Raw genomic sequence first — 15,768 nt, 5'->3', positions numbered from 1 at the left:
CGCGCCGGGCTGGGCGTCAGCCCGCGAGCACGGGCTCGTGCCGGCGCTCCTCCGACGCCGCGAGGAGGGCGGCGTAACGACCACCGGCGGCGAGGGTCGCGTGGTCGCCCAGCTCGACCACCCGTCCGCCGTCGAGCACCGCGATGAGGTCGGCGTCGCGCACGGTCGAGAGGCGGTGGGCGATCGTGATGATCGTCCGGCCGCGGCTGACGGCGTCGAGCGCGGCCTGCACGCTCCGCTCCGTCCGGGTGTCCAGGGCGCTGGTGGCCTCGTCCAGGACGAGCACGCGCGGGTCCCGCAGGAGCGTGCGCGCGATCGCGAGCCGCTGCTTCTCCCCGCCCGAGAAGCGGTGCCCGCGCGCCCCGACGACGGTGTCGTAGCCGTCCGGCAGGGAGGCGACGAGGTCGTGCACCTGTGCGGCGCGGGCTGCCTGCTCGATCTCGGCGTCCGTGGCGCCCGGGCGGGCGTGGCGCAGGTTCTCCCGCACCGTGGCATGGAGCAGGTAGGTCTCCTGGGAGACCATGCCCACGACCTGCGCGAGGGTGCTCAGCCGCAGGTCCCGCAGGTCGACCCCGTCGATGCTCACCGTCCCGGTCGACGGGTCGCGCAGGCGGGCGACGAGCGAGGCGAGCGTGGTCTTGCCGGCGCCCGTGGCGCCCACCAGCGCGAGCCGCGTGCCCGCGGGGACGACGAGGTCGACGTCGGCCAGCGCGGGCCGGTCACCGCCCGGGTAGGTCACGCCGACGCCCTCGAACCGCACCGTGCCACGCACGCGGCCGGGGTCGAGGTCCACCGGGGCCACCGGGTCGCCGATCTCGACGGGCAGGTCGAGGTACTCGAAGATCCGGCTGAAGAGCGCCAGGGAGCTGGTGATCTGGACGCCGACGTTCAGCACGCCCATCAGCGGGCGGAACAGGCCGGCCTGGAGAGCGGTGAAGGCGACGAGGGTGCCGATGGTCATCCCGCCCGACGTGGCCGGGAGGCCGGCGGCGAGGTAGATGAGGGCCGGGATGGCGGCGAAGAGGATGCTCATGGTCGCCATCCGCCAGCGGCCGGCGAGCTCGGCGCGGACCTCGAGGTCGAGCAGGTCCTCCGACGACGTGCGGAAGCGCTCCGAGAGGAGCGGCCCGGTGCCCAGGGTCTTGCCGAGCAGCACCCCGCTGACGGACAGGGACTCCTCGACCTGGCCGTGCAGCCCGGCGAGCGCGCGCTGGCGCTTCGCCGTCACGGCGCGGCGCATCTGCGCGACCCGGCGGGTGAGCCAGACGGCGGGCGGCAGGACCACCAGCGAGAGGAGAGACAGGCGCCAGCTCAGGGCGGCCATGGCGACGGCGGTCCCGACGGCGGTGGTGACGTTGGAGGCGATCGACGTGGCCGCCGTCGTCACGACCGACTGCATCGCGCCGATGTCGTGGGTCAGGCGCGACTGGACCTCGCCGCCGCGGGTGCGCGTGAAGAAGTCGAGGGACTGGCGCTGCAGGTGGACGAAGACGTCCGTGCGCAGGTCGTGCATGACGCGCTGGCCCACGGTCGTCGACAGCCACGTCTGGACGACACCCAGCACCGAGGCGGCCACGGTGACCGCGAGCATCCCGCCCACCAGGAGCAGCAGGAGCGGGACGTCCTGGTCCGGGATCGCCTCGTCGATCAGGCGGCGGGTGAGGAACGGCGTGGCCAGCCCGACGGCGGAGGCGGCCGCGATGAGCACGACGACGACGGCGAGGCGGCCGCGGAAGGGGCGGAACAGTGCGCCGATCCGGCGCAGGCTGACCGGGTGGGACTCGAGCTGGGCCAGGTCCACGGGATCCTTGCGGACGGGACCATGGCCGCCCCGTGGCGGCCCGGTGATGATGTCGCTCATGGACACCACCTCGATTCATGGTGAGGGGATCGTGATGGTGAGGTTACCTCACAATGAGGTTTTGGCGTCATCGGTAGGGTGGTGACATGAGCGATGCAGGCACACCCGACGCCGGCGACCCGGCCGAGCTGCTGATGCGGGCCGCGCGGACGCTGCGCCGGCGCTCCGCGGACGCGCTCGCGCCGTGGCAGCTCTCGCCGCACCACGTCCGCGCGCTGCGGGTGGTCTGCGCCCGCGCGGCGGAGGGGGAGACCCGCCTCTCCGACGTCGCCGAGGCGCTGCGCATCGCGCCGCGCTCCGCGACCGAGGTGGTCGACGCCCTGGAGGCGCGGGGACTCGTGGAGCGCTCGCCGTCCGCCCGCGACCGGCGTGCCGTCGTCGTCCGCCCGACGGCGGAGGGTGCCCGGGTCCGGGAGTCGGTCGAGCGGCACCGCGCCGAGCAGTCGGCGTCCTTCCTCTCCGCGCTCACCCCCTCCGAGCGCGCCACCCTGGCGGAGCTCCTCGGCAAGGTGCTGCGGGACTGACGCCGGAGCCGCAACCCGACCTCTCCGGCCAGCCGTCGTGGGTGGGGTTTGCCATCATGTCCCTCGTGACCGCGACCTCATCGACTCCCGACTCCGACGACGCGCTCGGCCTGCTGCCGGACGGCACGGCCGCCGAGGTGCCGGGGGCGGCCCAGGCGGACGTGCGCCAGCGGTGGACGGAGCTGGCCGAGGCCGTGGATGCCGCGCAGTTCGCGTACTACGTGCGTGACGCGCCGACGATCTCGGACGCCGAGTACGACGACCTGCTCCGCGAGCTGGAGGCGCTGGAGGAGGCGCACCCGGACCTCCGTGTGCCGGAGTCGCCCACGCAGCGGGTGGGCGGCACGTACTCCACGGACTTCGCCACCGTCCAGCACCGTCAGCCGATGCAGAGTCTCGACGACGTGTTCTCCCTCGAGGAGCTGCGCGAGTGGGCGGCGCGGGTGCACGCCGCCGCGGGTCGGACGGACGTCGCCATGACGTGCGAGCTGAAGATCGACGGGCTCGCCGTGAACCTGCTCTACGAGGACGGCCGGCTCGTGCGTGCCGCCACGCGCGGGGACGGCCGCACCGGCGAGGACGTCACGCTCAACGTCCGGACGATCGGCTCCGTGCCGCAGCAGCTGGACGGGGACCACCACCCGGTGAGCATCGAGATCCGCGGCGAGGTGTTCTTCCCCGTGAGCGCGTTCGAGGAGCTCAACGCCTCCCTCGTGGCGGCCGGCAAGGCCCCCTTCGCCAACCCGCGGAACTCCGCCGCCGGGTCCCTGCGCCAGAAGGACCCGAAGGTCACCGCCTCGCGGGCGCTGGACATGATCGCCCACGGCGTCGGCGCGGTGGACTGGGGCGAGGCCGGCCCGCCCGTGCGGTGGTCGTCCCAGTCCCACCTCTACGAGCAGCTGCAGGCCTGGGGCGTGCCCGTCTCGTCCCACACCCGGGTGGTGGACTCGCGCGAGGCGGTCGAGGAGATGATCACCCACTACGGCGAGCACCGGCACACCGTCGAGCACGAGATCGACGGGATCGTCATCAAGGTCGACGACTTCGCGCTCCAGCGGCAGATGGGTTCGACCTCCCGGGCCCCGCGCTGGGCCGCCGCCTACAAGTACCCGCCGGAGGAGGTCAACACCAAGCTCCTCGACATCCGGGTGCAGGTGGGCCGCACCGGCCGGGTCACGCCCTACGGCGTGATGGAGCCGGTGCTGGTGGCGGGCTCCACCGTCGCCCAGGCGACCCTGCACAACGCCAACGAGGTGCGCCGCAAGGGGGTGCTCATCGGGGACACCGTCGTGCTGCGCAAGGCGGGCGACGTCATCCCCGAGATCGTCGCCCCGGTGGTGGACCTGCGCGACGGCACCGAGCGTGAGTTCGTCATGCCCGAGCGGTGTCCCTCCTGCGGCACCCCGCTGGCCCCGGCCAAGGAGGGCGACGTCGACCTGCGCTGCCCCAACGCGCGGTCCTGCCCTGCTCAGCTCACCGAGCGGGTGGCGCACGTCGCCTCCCGGGGGGCCCTGGACATCGAGGCCCTGGGGTACGAGGCCGCGCTCGCACTGACCAACCCCGACGTGCGCCGCACCGAGGCGCTGAGCGCCCTCGCGGCCGGCCGGAGCCTGGAGACGGAGACCGGGACGGTCCGGCTGCCGGCCGAGGAGCAGGGCCGTCTGCCCGACGAGGAGAGGCTCGCAGCCCTGGGTGTGCCGCTGCCCCAGCGACCGGTCCTCACCACGGAGGCGGCGCTGTTCGAGCTCACCGCCGAGGACCTGCGCGACGTCGTCGTCTACCAGCCGAAGACCCTGAAGGGTGAGCCCACCGGGGACTGGCGTGCGGTCCGGGCCTTCTGGACGAAGGAGCAGCGCAAGCCGGACGGGACGGTCCGCACCCCCACGAAGCCGTCGAAGAACCTCGAGCGCATGCTCGCCGAGCTCGACAAGGCCAAGGCGCAGCCGCTGTGGCGGGTCCTCGTGGCCCTGTCGATCCGGCACGTCGGCCCGACCGCCGCCCGCGCGCTGGCCACCCACTACGCCTCGCTCGACGCGATCGAGGCGGCCGACCTCGAGGAGCTCGCCGCCGTCGACGGCGTGGGACCGGTGATCGCGGCGGCCCTGAAGGAGTGGTTCGCTGTGGACTGGCACCAGGAGATCCTGCGGCGCTGGGCCGAGGCGGGCGTGCGGACGGCCGACGAGCGGGACGAGTCGGTCCCGCGCACCCTCGAGGGCCTCACCGTGGTCGTCACCGGCTCCCTCGAGGGGTTCAGCCGCGACTCCGCCAAGGAGGCGATCATCGCCCGCGGCGGGAAGGCCTCCGGCTCGGTGTCCAGGAAGACGGATTTCGTCGTCGTCGGCGAGAACGCCGGGTCGAAGGAGGCGAAGGCACGCGAGCTCGGCAGGCCGGTCCTCGACGAGGCCGGCTTCGAGGCCCTGCTCGCCGGCGGACCGGACGCCGTGTCCGACCTGGTGCAGGTGGAGGCGTAGCCGCGACGTCGCTCGAAGCGGCTGACGCGGCGGCCGCTACGTCGCCGGACGGGCGGCGTCCTGCCAGAGCCCGACGACGTTGCCCTCCGGGTCCCTGAAGTAGGCGGCGAACCCCATGTCCCCGACCGGCAGCTTCTCCTGGAGCACCTCACCGCCGTGCGCGGCGACCGCCGCGAGGCTGGCGTCGGCGTCGTCGGTGTCGATCGTGATCACGGTGGCGCGGTTGACGGCGCTCCGGGGCGTCATGCCGCCACCGATGTAGCCCGGCTCGGTCGCCGTGCCGTCATCCCGGGTGGGGCCGGAGGAGACGGTGACGTAGTCCCACTCCGGCATGTCCTGCAACCTCCAGCCGAAGACGTCCCGGTAGAAGTCCTTGGCGCGTGCGGCGTCGTCGAACGGGATCTCGAAGTGCACCACTCGCCCGGTCATGGCGGGCACCTCCTCGTGCCGGGGCGCCGGGGCGGCGCCCGAGGTCCCCAGCATAGGAAGGGGCGGCCGGGACGGGAACGCCCGGCGACGGCGGAGCGCGCCATAATGTCGCCCGTGCTCCCCACCGCCCGCATCACCGTCGACCTCGCCCGCGCGGAGGACTTCGAGCGGGCCGGCGAGATCGGCGTCGCGGCCTACCGCGCCGTCCTCGACCTGTCGGAGGAGTACGCCGACGCGCTGCGCGACGTCGCCGCCCGGGCGGCGGACGCCGTCGTGCTCGTGGCGCGCTCGGGCCGGGAGGTCCTCGGCTCCCTGACGCTGGCCGCAGCCGGCGGCGCCTACGCGCAGCTCGCCCGCGGCGACGAGCTCGAGGTGCGCATGTTCACCGTCGACCCCGCCGTGCAGCGCCGCGGTGCTGGTGAGGCGCTCCTGCGGGGCGCGGTGGAGTGGGCGCAGGAACAGGGATACCCGGCGCTCGTGCTCTCGGTGGTCAGCAGCGACGGCCCCGGCACGCCGCACCGTCTGTACGAGAGGCTCGGCTTTCGCCGCGTGCCGTCGCGCGACTACGTGGGCGACTGGGAACCGCACCCGCAGATGTGGTTCTACGAGCTCACCGTCTGACCGGACCGGTCGCGGGCCGCCTCACAGCAGCGGCGCGAGCGGCTTGAGCACCCGCTCCAGGACGCGGCGGGGAACCCCGCGCTGCTCCCACTCCTCCAGCGTCAGCTGCCGGCAGTTGCCCAGGTCGTTGAGGAAGATCTTCTCCATCTGCTCGGCCAGGTCGTCGTCGTAGAGCTCGAGGTTGATCTCGAAGTTCCCGGTCATGGACAGCCGGTCGATGTTGGTGGTCCCCACCGTCGTCCAGCGGCCGTCCACGGTCATGGTCTTCGCGTGCACCATCGCGTCCTGGAAGAGCCAGATCGTGACCCCGGCCTCCAGCAGGCGCGAGTAGTAGGTGCGGGCCGCCCAGTCCGCGAGGATGTGGTTGGAGAACTCCGGGATCAGCACCCGGACGTCGACGCCGCGGCGGGCCGCCGAGATGAGGGCGTGAAGGATCTCGCGGTCCGGGATGAAGTAGCCCTGCGTGATGTACACGTGGTCCTCGGCGCGGTCGATCGCCTCGAGGTAGATGCCGCGCACGGGGAAGATCAGCCGCGCCGGGGCGTTCTGCGCCGCCCGGATACGGGCGTCCCACGATCGCGCCCCGCGGTCGGGGATCTCCGGGTGCTTCTTCTTCCGGTGGTCGTTCCAGAAGTCGACGAAGGCGTTCTCCAGCTCCCACGCCGAGGGCCCGTCCACCCGCAGGTGGGTGTCGCGCCACGTCGTGGCGTAGAGGTCGCCGATGTTGTACCCGCCCACGTAGCCGGTCACGCCGTCGACCACCAGCAGCTTGCGGTGGTCGCGCCCGGTCTTGCGCAGGTTGAGGGTGAGCAGGCCGGGCCGGAAGAACGGGAACTTCAGCACGTGCAGGTTGGCGAGGTCCGGGAACTGCTTGAACCGCGGGGAGACCACCCCGTTGCCCCAGCTGTCGAACACGATGAAGACCTCCACGCCGCGCTGCGCCGCGGCCAGGAGGGCGTCCTTGAACCGGTGCCCGGTCCTGTCCGCCTTCCAGATGAAGGTCTCGAAGTAGATCGTGTGCTCGGCGGTCTCGATGCGCGCCAGCATGTCCTCGTACAGGTCGGCGCCGTAGGTGAACGTCGTGACCTGCGAGTCGGCCACGTCCACCCGCGCGGGCTCCGTCCGGGGGAACTCGCCCGACGGCGGCTCCCGGCGCTTGCGCAGCCGGTCGACGGCCAGCACCGTGGCGACGGCCGACGCCTGCAGCGTGGCCACCCCGCCGACGTACCACCGGACCGCGCGCCACACGTCCCGTGCCCCGACGTGCGGGAGGCTGAGGACCGCGTGACCGACGCGTTGACGGAGCGACATGGCCCAAACCTATGGCACGGCCCGGTCCGGAACACCTCGGCGCGGGGAGTCAGGCCCCGGCCGTCCGCGGCGCGAGTCCCCGCCGAGGCGGGTGACGGTTACGACGGCCGCCGTCGCCCGGGCCGCTCGCGCCGGGCTGGCCGATACTGGGCCGATGATCTCCCTCGAGCTCGCCCGGGCCCTGCAGGAGGCCGGACTGCGCTGGCGCCCGGCCCCCGGGGACCGCTTCTCGATCGACCAGCCCGAGCTCGCGGGCGACGTCTTCACGATCTCGGAGATGACGGTCGAGGCGCGCACCTACCCCACGGGCACGATCCTCGGCTTCAACGGCACCACGGAGTGGGCCCTGGACTCCGTGACGATCGACCAGACGGTGTGGCGCCCCCGCGAGGACCAGCTCCGCGAGCTCCTCGGCGCCACGTTCCGCCGGCTCGAGCGGGAGCCGGACGGGTACCGGGTGCTGGCCACGTTCCCCGTCGGCCCCGGCACGGAGGAGGTCGAGCATGTCGCCGCCGAGCCGGCGGACGCCTACGGCGCCGCCCTCCTGGACCTGATCGGCCGGTCGGCGCCCTGAGCTCGTGCCGGAGGCACCCGCCGGGTCGTCGGGCCGCCCGGGCAGGCACGTAGAATCGCGGGCATGTCCACCATCTCTTCCGACGAGGTCGCGCGCGTCGCGGCCCTGGCACGGATCGCGCTGACTCCCGAGGAGATCGACCGGCTCGCCGGTGAGCTCGACGTCATCGCCGGCGCCGTCGCCCGGGTCAACGAGGTCGCCACCCCCGACGTGCCCGCCACCTCCCACCCGATCCCGCTGAGCAACGTCTGGCGCGCGGACGAGGTGGTCGAGACCCTCGACCTCGACGCCGTCATGGCCGCGGCGCCCGAGGCGCGCGACGGCATGTTCGCCGTGCCGCAGATCCTGGGGGAGGACGCATGAGCGACCTGACCCGCCGCACCGCCGCCGAGCTCGCCGAGCTGCTCCGCTCCCGCGAGGTCTCCAGCGTCGAGGTGACCCAGGCCCACCTGGACCGCATGGCCGCCGTCGACGGCGCCGTCCACGCCTTCCTGCACACCAACACCGACGAGGCGCTCGCCGCCGCCGCCGACGTCGACGCCCGCCGCGCCGCGGGGGAGGACCTCCCCGAGCTGGCCGGTGTGCCGATCGCCGTCAAGGACGTCGTCGTGACCAAGGGGCAGGTCACCACCGCCGCCTCGAAGATCCTCGAGGGGTGGGTGCCGCCCTACGACGCCACGATCGTGCGCAAGCTGCGCGAGGCCGGCATGCCGATTCTCGGCAAGACCAACATGGACGAGTTCGCCATGGGCTCCAGCACGGAGCACTCGGCCTTCGGCCCCACGCGCAACCCCTGGGACCTCGAGCGCATCCCGGGCGGCTCGGGCGGCGGCTCCGCGGCCGCCGTCGCCGCCTTCGAGGCCCCGCTCGCCATCGGCACCGACACCGGCGGCTCCATCCGCCAGCCGGCTGCCGTCACCGGCACGGTCGGCACCAAGCCCACCTACGGCGGCGTCTCGCGCTACGGCCTCATCGCCATGGCGTCCTCGCTCGACCAGGCGGGTCCGGTCTCCCGCACCGTCCTCGACTCCGCGCTCCTGCACGAGGTCATCGGCGGGCACGACCCGCTCGACTCGACCTCGCTGACGGACCCGGTCGGCGGGCTCGTCGAGGCCGCCCGGTCCACGGACCTCGCCGGCGTGCGTGTGGGCATCGTCTCCGAGCTCGGCGGCGAGGGCTACCAGCCCGGCGTCCGCGCCAGCTTCGAGCACGCGGTCGAGCTGCTGCGCTCCGCCGGCGCGGAGGTCGTCGAGGTCTCCTGCCCGAGCTTCGAGTACGCGCTCGCCGCGTACTACCTGATCATGCCCGCGGAGGCGTCCTCGAACCTCGCCCGCTTCGACGGCATGCGCTTCGGGCTGCGCGTCGAGCCCGCGGACGGGCCCGTCACCGCCGAGACCGTCATGGCCGCCACCCGCGGCCAGGGCTTCGGCGACGAGGTCAAGCGCCGGATCATCCTGGGCACCCACGCCCTCTCGGCCGGCTACTACGACGCCTACTACGGCTCGGCACAGAAGGTGCGCACCCTCATCCAGCGCGACTTCGCCGCGGCCTTCGCCAGGGCGGACGTGCTCGTCTCGCCGACCGCGCCCACCACCGCGTTCCGCTTCGGCGAGAAGCTGGATGACCCGATGGCCATGTACCTCAACGACGTCGCGACGATCCCGGCGAACCTCGCCGGCATCCCGGGCCTCTCGCTCCCGTCGGGCCTGAGCGACGACGGTCTGCCGGTCGGCTTCCAGGTTCTCGCCCCGGCCCGGGAGGACGCCCGGCTGTACCGGGTCGGCGGCGTCCTGGAGCGCCTGCTGACCCAGGAGTGGGGCGCGCCCCTGCTCGACAAGGCCCCCGAGCTGGAGGTGAGCGCCCGATGAGCGCGCAGACCGAGTTGGTCGACTACGACGAGGCCGTGCGCAAGTACGACCCCGTGCTCGGCATCGAGGTGCACGTCGAGCTCGGCACGGCGACCAAGATGTTCGACGGCGCCCCGCAGACCTTCGGGGCCGCGCCGAACACCGCGGTCACGCCCGTCTCCCTGGGCCTGCCCGGCGCCCTGCCGGCGGTTAATGGCAAGGCCGTCGAGTACGCCGTGCGCATCGGGCTCGCGCTGAACTGCGAGATCGCGGAGTCATGCCGGTTCGCCCGGAAGAACTACTTCTACCCGGACGTGCCGAAGAACTTCCAGACCTCGCAGTACGACGAGCCCATCGCGCACGACGGCTACCTCGACGTCGAGCTCTCCGACGGCGAGATCTTCCGCGTGCAGATCGAGCGTGCGCACATGGAGGAGGACGCGGGCAAGAACACCCACGTCGGCGGCTCCACCGGGCGCATCCACGGCGCCACGCACTCCCTCGTGGACTACAACCGCGCGGGCATCCCGCTGGTGGAGATCGTCACCCGGCCGATCGAGGGCGCCGGCGAGCGCGCCCCGGAGGTGGCCCGCGCGTACGTCAACGCCCTGCGGGACATCTTCCGCTCCCTCGGCGTCTCCGAGGCCCGGATGGAGCGCGGCAACGTCCGTGCCGACGTCAACGTCTCCCTGCGCGCGAACCCCACGGACCCGCTGGGCACCCGCACGGAGACGAAGAACGTCAACTCCTTTCGCTCCGTCGAGCGGGCCGTGCGCTACGAGATCTCCCGCCAGGCGGGCATCCTCGACGAGGGCGGCTCGATCGTCCAGGAGACGCGGCACTGGCACGAGGACACCGGCACGACCTCGCCCGGCCGCGTGAAGTCCGACGCCGAGGACTACCGGTACTTCCCCGAGCCCGACCTGGTGCCGATCGCGCCGCCGCGCGAGTGGGTCGAGGAGATCCGGGCGTCCCTGCCCGAGCTGCCGGCCGTGCGCCGTCGCCGGCTGCAGGGCGAGTGGGGCTTCTCCGACGCCGAGATGCGTGACCTGGTCAACGCCGGCGCGGGCGACCTCGTCGAGGCCACCGTCGCGGCCGGCGCGGACCCCGCCGCCGCCCGCAAGTGGTGGATGGGCGAGCTGTCCCGCACGGCGAAGAACGACGGCGTGAGCCTGGAGGAGCTGTCCGTGACGCCGGCGCAGGTGGCGGAGCTGGCTGCCCTCGTCGAGTCGGGGCGGATCAACGACAAGCTCGCCAAGCAGGTGCTCGCGGGCGTGCTGGCCGGCGAGGGCTCGCCCGAGGAGGTCGTGGTCGCCCGTGGTCTGGAGGTCGTCTCCGACGACGGCGCCCTCGAGGCCGCCGTGGACGAGGCGCTCGCCGCGAACCCAGACGTCGCGGAGAAGATCCGCGGCGGCAAGGTCCAGGCCGCCGGCGCGATCGTCGGCGCCGTCATGAAGGCCACGCGCGGTCAGGCCGACGCCGCCAAGGTCCGCGAGATCCTCATGGCGCGCATCGGCTGACCCGCACGAGCGAGATCTCTCAGCCACGAGCGAGATCTCTCAGCGAGGCGTCATCTTCTCGGTGAGGCGTCAGCCGTGCGGTGCGGCGTCGGCTCCCGGTGGACGACAGCTCCGACCCGGCGGCGGGTCCTCCCTGCGGGGAGGGCCCGCCGCCGTCGTCCGCGGCGGGGCCGGCGGGGCCGTCGGCCCCGCCCCGCGGCGCGGCGCAGTGAGCTGCCGCACAGAGCGGCGGGATAGGATGCACCGCACTTTTCCAACGCCCGGAAGGCACCCGACATGGCACTCCCCAGCCCCAGCTACACGATCACCCTGCGGGTGGAGGTGCCGGCGTCGCAGCGGGCGACGAGCACGGTGGTGTCCGCGGTCGCGGAGGCCGGAGCCGCGGTCATGGGCGTCGACATCGTCCACTCCTCGACGACGAAGCTGACGGTGGACGTCACGTGCGACACGGTCGACGGCGAGCACGGGGAGCGGGTCCGGGACGCGCTGAACGCCCTGGAGGGCGTGCAGGTGCTCAAGATGTCCGACTCGACCTTCCTCATGCACCTCGGCGGGAAGATCGAGGTGGCCCTGAAGGTGCCGCTGAAGACGCGTCGTGACCTGTCGCGGGCCTACACGCCCGGGGTGGCGCGGGTGTGCCTGGCGATCGCGGAGAAGCCGGAGGACGCGCGGCGCCTGACGATCAAGCGCAACACCGTCGCGGTGGTCACGGACGGGACCGCGGTGCTGGGCCTGGGCGACATCGGGCCCGCGGCGGCGCTGCCGGTCATGGAGGGCAAGGCCGCCCTCTTCAAGGAGTTCGGGCACGTGGACGCGTGGCCGGTGTGCCTGGACACGAAGGACACCGAGGAGATCATCTCCATCGTCAAGGCCATCGCCCCGGTGTACGGGGGCATCAACCTGGAGGACATCTCCGCGCCCCGGTGCTTCGAGATCGAGGCCCGGCTGCGCGAGGAGCTGGACATCCCGGTCTTCCACGACGACCAGCACGGCACCGCCATCGTGGTGCTCGCGGCGCTCATCAACGCGCTCAAGGTGACCGGGAAGACGATGGCGGACGTGCGCATCGTCGTCTCGGGCGTCGGCGCCGCGGGGTCGGCGATCATCAAGCTGCTGAAGGCCCAGGGCGCCCGCGACATCGTCGCCTTCGGCCGCGGGGGAGCGCTCCACAAGGGCGCCGCCAACGGCGACGAGCACCGCCGGTGGATCGCCGAGAACACCAACGAGGGAGGCTTCAGCGGGTCCCTGAAGGAGGGTCTCGTCGGGGCCGACGTGTTCATCGGCGTCTCCGCGGGCAACATCCTCACCGGTGAGGACGTGGCGACGATGAACGACGGCGCGATCGTCTTCGCCCTGGCGAACCCCACCCCGGAGGTCGACCCGATCGAGGCGGGCCGGACGGCGGCGGTGGTGGCGACGGGACGCTCGGACTACCCCAACCAGATCAACAACGTCCTGGCCTTCCCGGGCCTGTTCCGGGGGCTGCTCGACGTCGGCGCCACGCACATCTCGCCGGAGCTCCTGCGCGTGGCGGCGGTGGCGATCGCCGAGGTGGTCTCCGACGACGAGCTGAACCCGGCGTTCATCATCCCCGGCGTCTTCGACACGCGCGTGGCGGAGGCGGTGGCCGAGGCGGTGCGCACCGAGGCTCAGCGCCACCTGGACTCCCAGCGCGGGGACGCCGCAGAGGTGCGCTGACCTCTGACGCGACGAAGGCCCTGGCCGTCCGGCCAGGGCCTTCGTCGTCCGGGTCGTTCGACCCGGAGGTGTGGTTCAGCGGAGCCAGCTGTTGCCGACCTTGCGGGCCCACCACTTGCCCAGGCCCCAGGTGTCGCCCGAGAGGGTGACCGCCGAGATGATCAGCAGCATCGCCTCGACCCAGTGGGAGTCGGTGATCGGGTTGGTCCCGCCGAGGGCCAGCGGCAGCTCAGCCAGGTACATGAAGAGCATGAGCAGGGTGCCGGTGACCGCGGCGATCTTCAGGCCCGCACCCGCGATCATCGCGACGCCGATGCCGAGCAGGCCGGCCATGAACAGGGCGTCGCCGAAGGGGTTGGCGAAGACCTGGAAGAAGCCCGCGAACGGGCCCTCGATGCCCTTGATGTAGCCCTGGGCGGGGGTGCCGCCGTTGATCCAGGCGCGCTCGGCCGGAGTCATGAAGCCCAGGCCGAACAGCTTGTCGACGAAGGCCCACAGGAAGACCCAGCCGATGATGATCCGGCCGACGGCCAGCGTCTTGCGGGCCGCGGACGAGGTGATGATGTCTTCCTGGTAGGTCACCGCTCGCGCTGTGCGGTGCGGAGTCGTGGTAGCCATCGTGCTCTCCTTCGAGCGGTTGTCACCTGATGAAGCTCTTGGGTAGAAGCATGGCTCGCCCAAATGTCCGTTTCCTGGGGCTTACGTCCCGTCGGCCGGACACATGTACCGCACACCCGGGGTGCGGAGGCCCGCGAGCGCTGGCGGCGCCCTTGACAGGTGGCGGGGCCGGGAGTTGAATCTCTCCAAGTGGAAGAGTGCTTCCGCAATACGGAAGTCGCCAAGGACGTCGGAGGTTCGATGAGGTCGACCCGGGTGGACCGGCTCAACAGTGCCGGGACCGAGCAGGCGCGAGCGATGCTTCTCGCGTGCGCCGCGGTACCGCGCTGGGCGGACGAGATCGTCCGCGGTCGACCCTACGCCTCCGTCGAGGACGCGCTGGAGGCAGCCCGGCAGGCGGCACAGCCCTGGACGGACGAGGAGATCGACGCCGCTCTGGCCCGCCACCCACGGATCGGCGAGCGACCCGAGGGAGGCGAGGCTGACGCGGCCCACTCGCGCCGTGAGCAGGCCGGCGTGACCGGCGCGGGGGCCGACGTCGCCCGTCGCCTGGCTGAGGGGAACCGCGCCTACGAGGCGCGTTTCGGCCACGTCTTCCTCATCCGCGCCGCCGGCCGCGGGCCGGAGGAGATCCTCGCGGCACTCGACGAGCGCCTCACCAACGACCCTGCCACCGAACGCCGGACCGCCGCCGAGCAGCTGCGGGAGATCGCGGTCCTCAGACTCGAAGGAGAGCTCACGTGACCTCGCACATCACCACCCACGTCCTCGACGCCGTCGCCGGCGTCCCGGCCGCGGGGGTGGGCGTCCGCCTCGTACGCCACGAGGGCGGCGGCCTGACCACGATCGCCTCCGGCGCCACCGACGCGGACGGTCGGAACCGGGACCTGGGGCCCGCCGCCCTGGAGCCCGGCACCTACCGCATCGTCTTCGCCACCGGCGAGTACTTCGCCGCGCGCGACCAGCGCACCTTCTACCCCGAGGTCACGATCGACTTCGTGGTGGAGGAGGGGCAGGATCACTACCACGTGCCGATCCTGCTCAGCCCGTTCGCGTACTCGACCTACCGGGGCAGCTGACCGGGCTCCGACACGAGCGGTGAGTCCTGCAGGAGTGCGTGACAGGCGGCGGCGCGCCGCCCGCCCGCGGGCTCACGGCCCCGGGCGAGCCTGCCCACGGGTTCCGGCGGGCCGACCCGCCGCGCAGTCGCCCTCCCGGGGCGCCGCCACCGGGGCGCCGCAGGGGCCGGTCGAGACGGTCCCTGACCGCACCTCCTGACGTCCACATAAGTCGCACCACAACTATCGAAGGAGCTAGACATGAGCGACACCCTCACCACCCAGCCCGCCGCAGGCGCCCCGGACCACGACGGCTCGATCGTGCTGGGCGACAACCAGTACGGCAAGGCCGAGGTCAGGCTGGTCAAGGTGGACCGCGATCACCCGCGTCACCGCATCACCGACCTGTCGGTGACCTCGCAGCTGCGCGGCGACTTCACCGTGGCGCACACCGAGGGCGACAACTCCCCGGTGGTGGCGACCGACACGCAGAAGAACACCGTCTTCGCGTTCGCCAAGGACGGCATCGGCTCGCCGGAGGAGTTCGCCCTGCGCCTCGCGGAGCACTTCACCAGCTCGTTCGACTGGGTCACGGGCGGGCGCTGGGGCGTGAAGGAGTACACCTGGGAGCACATCCCCACCTCGCTGGAGAACAACGCCGCGGACGGAGAGCACAACCACGCCTTCGTCAAGGGGGGCACCGAGACGCGCACGGCCGTCGTGCAGCGGGACGGCGACGAGGTCTTCGTCGTCGCGGGGCTGGAGGACCTCAAGGTGCTGAAGTCCACCGGCTCGGAGTTCCACGGCTTCCCCCGGGACCGCTACACCACGCTGGTGGAGACGGACGACCGCATCCTGGCGACCTCCGTGACCGCCAGGTGGCGCTACCTGCGCACCGACATCGACTACAACGCCGTGTACGACGACGTCCGCCGGATCCTTCTCGAGACGTTCGCCGACGTGCACTCCTACGCCCTGCAGCAGACGCTCTACCAGATGGGCCGCCGCGTCCTCGAGGCGCACCCCGAGATCGGTGAGATCAAGTTCTCGATGCCCAACCTGCACCACTTCCTCGTCGACTTCGAACCGTTCGGCCTGGAGAACCCCAACGAGGTGTTCTACGCGGCCGACCGCCCTTACGGCCTGATCGAGGGTGAGGTCAAGCGCTCGGACATCGAGCCGGAGCCGCGCGCCTGGGCCACCGTGACGGGCTTCTGCTGAGCCCGTTCTGACCGT

General features: G+C 72.4%; 15 protein-coding genes. 11 read left to right on the top strand and 4 right to left on the bottom strand.

The features are described 5' to 3' along the window. Positions 1-16 precede the first annotated feature (16 nt). A complete protein-coding gene (locus ABD774_RS13970; protein WP_345042326.1) occupies positions 17-1,861 on the bottom strand; it encodes an ABC transporter ATP-binding protein in 1,845 nt (614 codons plus the stop codon). A gap of 86 nt (positions 1,862-1,947) precedes the next feature. Here ABD774_RS13970 and ABD774_RS13965 point away from each other — a divergent pair, with 86 nt between their 5' ends. Together ABD774_RS13965 and ligA are read left to right on the top strand one after the other, a co-directional pair. After that, positions 1,948-2,385: a MarR family winged helix-turn-helix transcriptional regulator gene (locus ABD774_RS13965; RefSeq protein WP_345042323.1), complete on the top strand. Its 438-nt coding sequence runs from the start codon at positions 1,948-1,950 to the stop codon at positions 2,383-2,385. Between the two features lie 56 nt (positions 2,386-2,441). After that, positions 2,442-4,856, top strand: a complete 2,415-nt coding sequence (gene ligA, locus ABD774_RS13960) for an NAD-dependent DNA ligase LigA (RefSeq protein ID WP_425554554.1) — start codon at positions 2,442-2,444, stop codon at positions 4,854-4,856. Between the two features lie 36 nt (positions 4,857-4,892). Here the strand turns inward: ligA and ABD774_RS13955 are convergent, their stop codons facing one another. Continuing rightward, on the bottom strand, positions 4,893-5,285 hold the full coding sequence (locus ABD774_RS13955; RefSeq protein ID WP_345042321.1) for a VOC family protein: 393 nt from the start codon (positions 5,283-5,285) through the stop codon (positions 4,893-4,895). Positions 5,286-5,399: 114 nt separating this feature from the next. On the opposite strand from ABD774_RS13955, the gene ABD774_RS13950 reads away from it, so the two are divergent. Continuing rightward, positions 5,400-5,906: a GNAT family N-acetyltransferase gene (locus ABD774_RS13950; RefSeq protein ID WP_345042319.1), complete on the top strand. Its 507-nt coding sequence runs from the start codon at positions 5,400-5,402 to the stop codon at positions 5,904-5,906. 21 nt (positions 5,907-5,927) lie between these two features. On the opposite strand, the gene ABD774_RS13945 is transcribed toward ABD774_RS13950, so the two are convergent. After that, a complete protein-coding gene (locus tag ABD774_RS13945) occupies positions 5,928-7,217 on the bottom strand; it encodes a phospholipase D-like domain-containing protein (protein WP_345042317.1) in 1,290 nt (429 codons plus the stop codon). 154 nt (positions 7,218-7,371) lie between these two features. Here ABD774_RS13945 and ABD774_RS13940 point away from each other — a divergent pair, with 154 nt between their 5' ends. The 5 genes from ABD774_RS13940 to ABD774_RS13920 all read left to right on the top strand — a co-directional run bounded on the left by ABD774_RS13940 (position 7,372) and on the right by ABD774_RS13920 (position 12,856). After that, a complete protein-coding gene (locus tag ABD774_RS13940; RefSeq protein WP_345042315.1) occupies positions 7,372-7,791 on the top strand; it encodes a pilus assembly protein CpaE in 420 nt (139 codons plus the stop codon). Between the two features lie 63 nt (positions 7,792-7,854). Continuing rightward, entirely contained in the window at positions 7,855-8,154 is a 300-nt protein-coding gene (gene gatC, locus ABD774_RS13935) for an Asp-tRNA(Asn)/Glu-tRNA(Gln) amidotransferase subunit GatC (RefSeq protein WP_345042313.1), read from the top strand. After that, complete coding sequence (gatA, locus tag ABD774_RS13930) at positions 8,151-9,659, top strand: Asp-tRNA(Asn)/Glu-tRNA(Gln) amidotransferase subunit GatA (RefSeq protein WP_345042311.1); 1,509 nt, start codon at positions 8,151-8,153, stop codon at positions 9,657-9,659. The genes gatC and gatA overlap by 4 nt, the downstream gene beginning before the upstream one ends. Next, positions 9,656-11,158 (top strand): Asp-tRNA(Asn)/Glu-tRNA(Gln) amidotransferase subunit GatB, encoded by a 1,503-nt coding sequence (gene gatB, locus ABD774_RS13925; protein ID WP_345042309.1) that lies wholly within the window; start codon positions 9,656-9,658, stop codon positions 11,156-11,158. The genes gatA and gatB overlap by 4 nt, the downstream gene beginning before the upstream one ends. A 276-nt stretch (positions 11,159-11,434) precedes the next feature. Beyond that, complete coding sequence (locus ABD774_RS13920) at positions 11,435-12,856, top strand: NAD-dependent malic enzyme (RefSeq protein WP_345042306.1); 1,422 nt, start codon at positions 11,435-11,437, stop codon at positions 12,854-12,856. A gap of 75 nt (positions 12,857-12,931) precedes the next feature. Here ABD774_RS13920 and ABD774_RS13915 read toward each other — a convergent pair whose 3' ends face one another. Next, a complete protein-coding gene (locus tag ABD774_RS13915) occupies positions 12,932-13,474 on the bottom strand; it encodes a DoxX family protein (protein WP_345042304.1) in 543 nt (180 codons plus the stop codon). Positions 13,475-13,714: 240 nt separating this feature from the next. Between ABD774_RS13915 and uraD the strand changes: the two genes are divergently transcribed. The 3 genes from uraD (at position 13,715) to pucL (ending at position 15,753) form a co-directional block, all read left to right on the top strand. Further along, entirely contained in the window at positions 13,715-14,218 is a 504-nt protein-coding gene (gene uraD, locus ABD774_RS13910) for a 2-oxo-4-hydroxy-4-carboxy-5-ureidoimidazoline decarboxylase (RefSeq protein ID WP_345042302.1), read from the top strand. Beyond that, positions 14,215-14,553, top strand: coding sequence for a hydroxyisourate hydrolase (gene uraH / locus ABD774_RS13905; protein WP_345042299.1), 339 nt, complete (start codon positions 14,215-14,217; stop codon positions 14,551-14,553). The genes uraD and uraH overlap by 4 nt, the downstream gene beginning before the upstream one ends. A 240-nt stretch (positions 14,554-14,793) precedes the next feature. Further along, positions 14,794-15,753 carry a factor-independent urate hydroxylase gene (gene pucL, locus ABD774_RS13900; protein ID WP_345042296.1) on the top strand — a complete coding sequence of 320 codons (960 nt, stop codon included), beginning with the start codon at positions 14,794-14,796 and terminating at the stop codon, positions 15,751-15,753. Positions 15,754-15,768: the final 15 nt, after the last annotated feature.

The organism is Georgenia daeguensis, assembly GCF_039537705.1.
Classification (GTDB): Bacteria; Actinomycetota; Actinomycetes; order Actinomycetales; family Actinomycetaceae; genus Georgenia; species Georgenia daeguensis.
The sequence above is the reverse complement of the archived record's forward strand: the minus strand, read 5'-3'. Positions and strand labels throughout refer to the sequence as shown.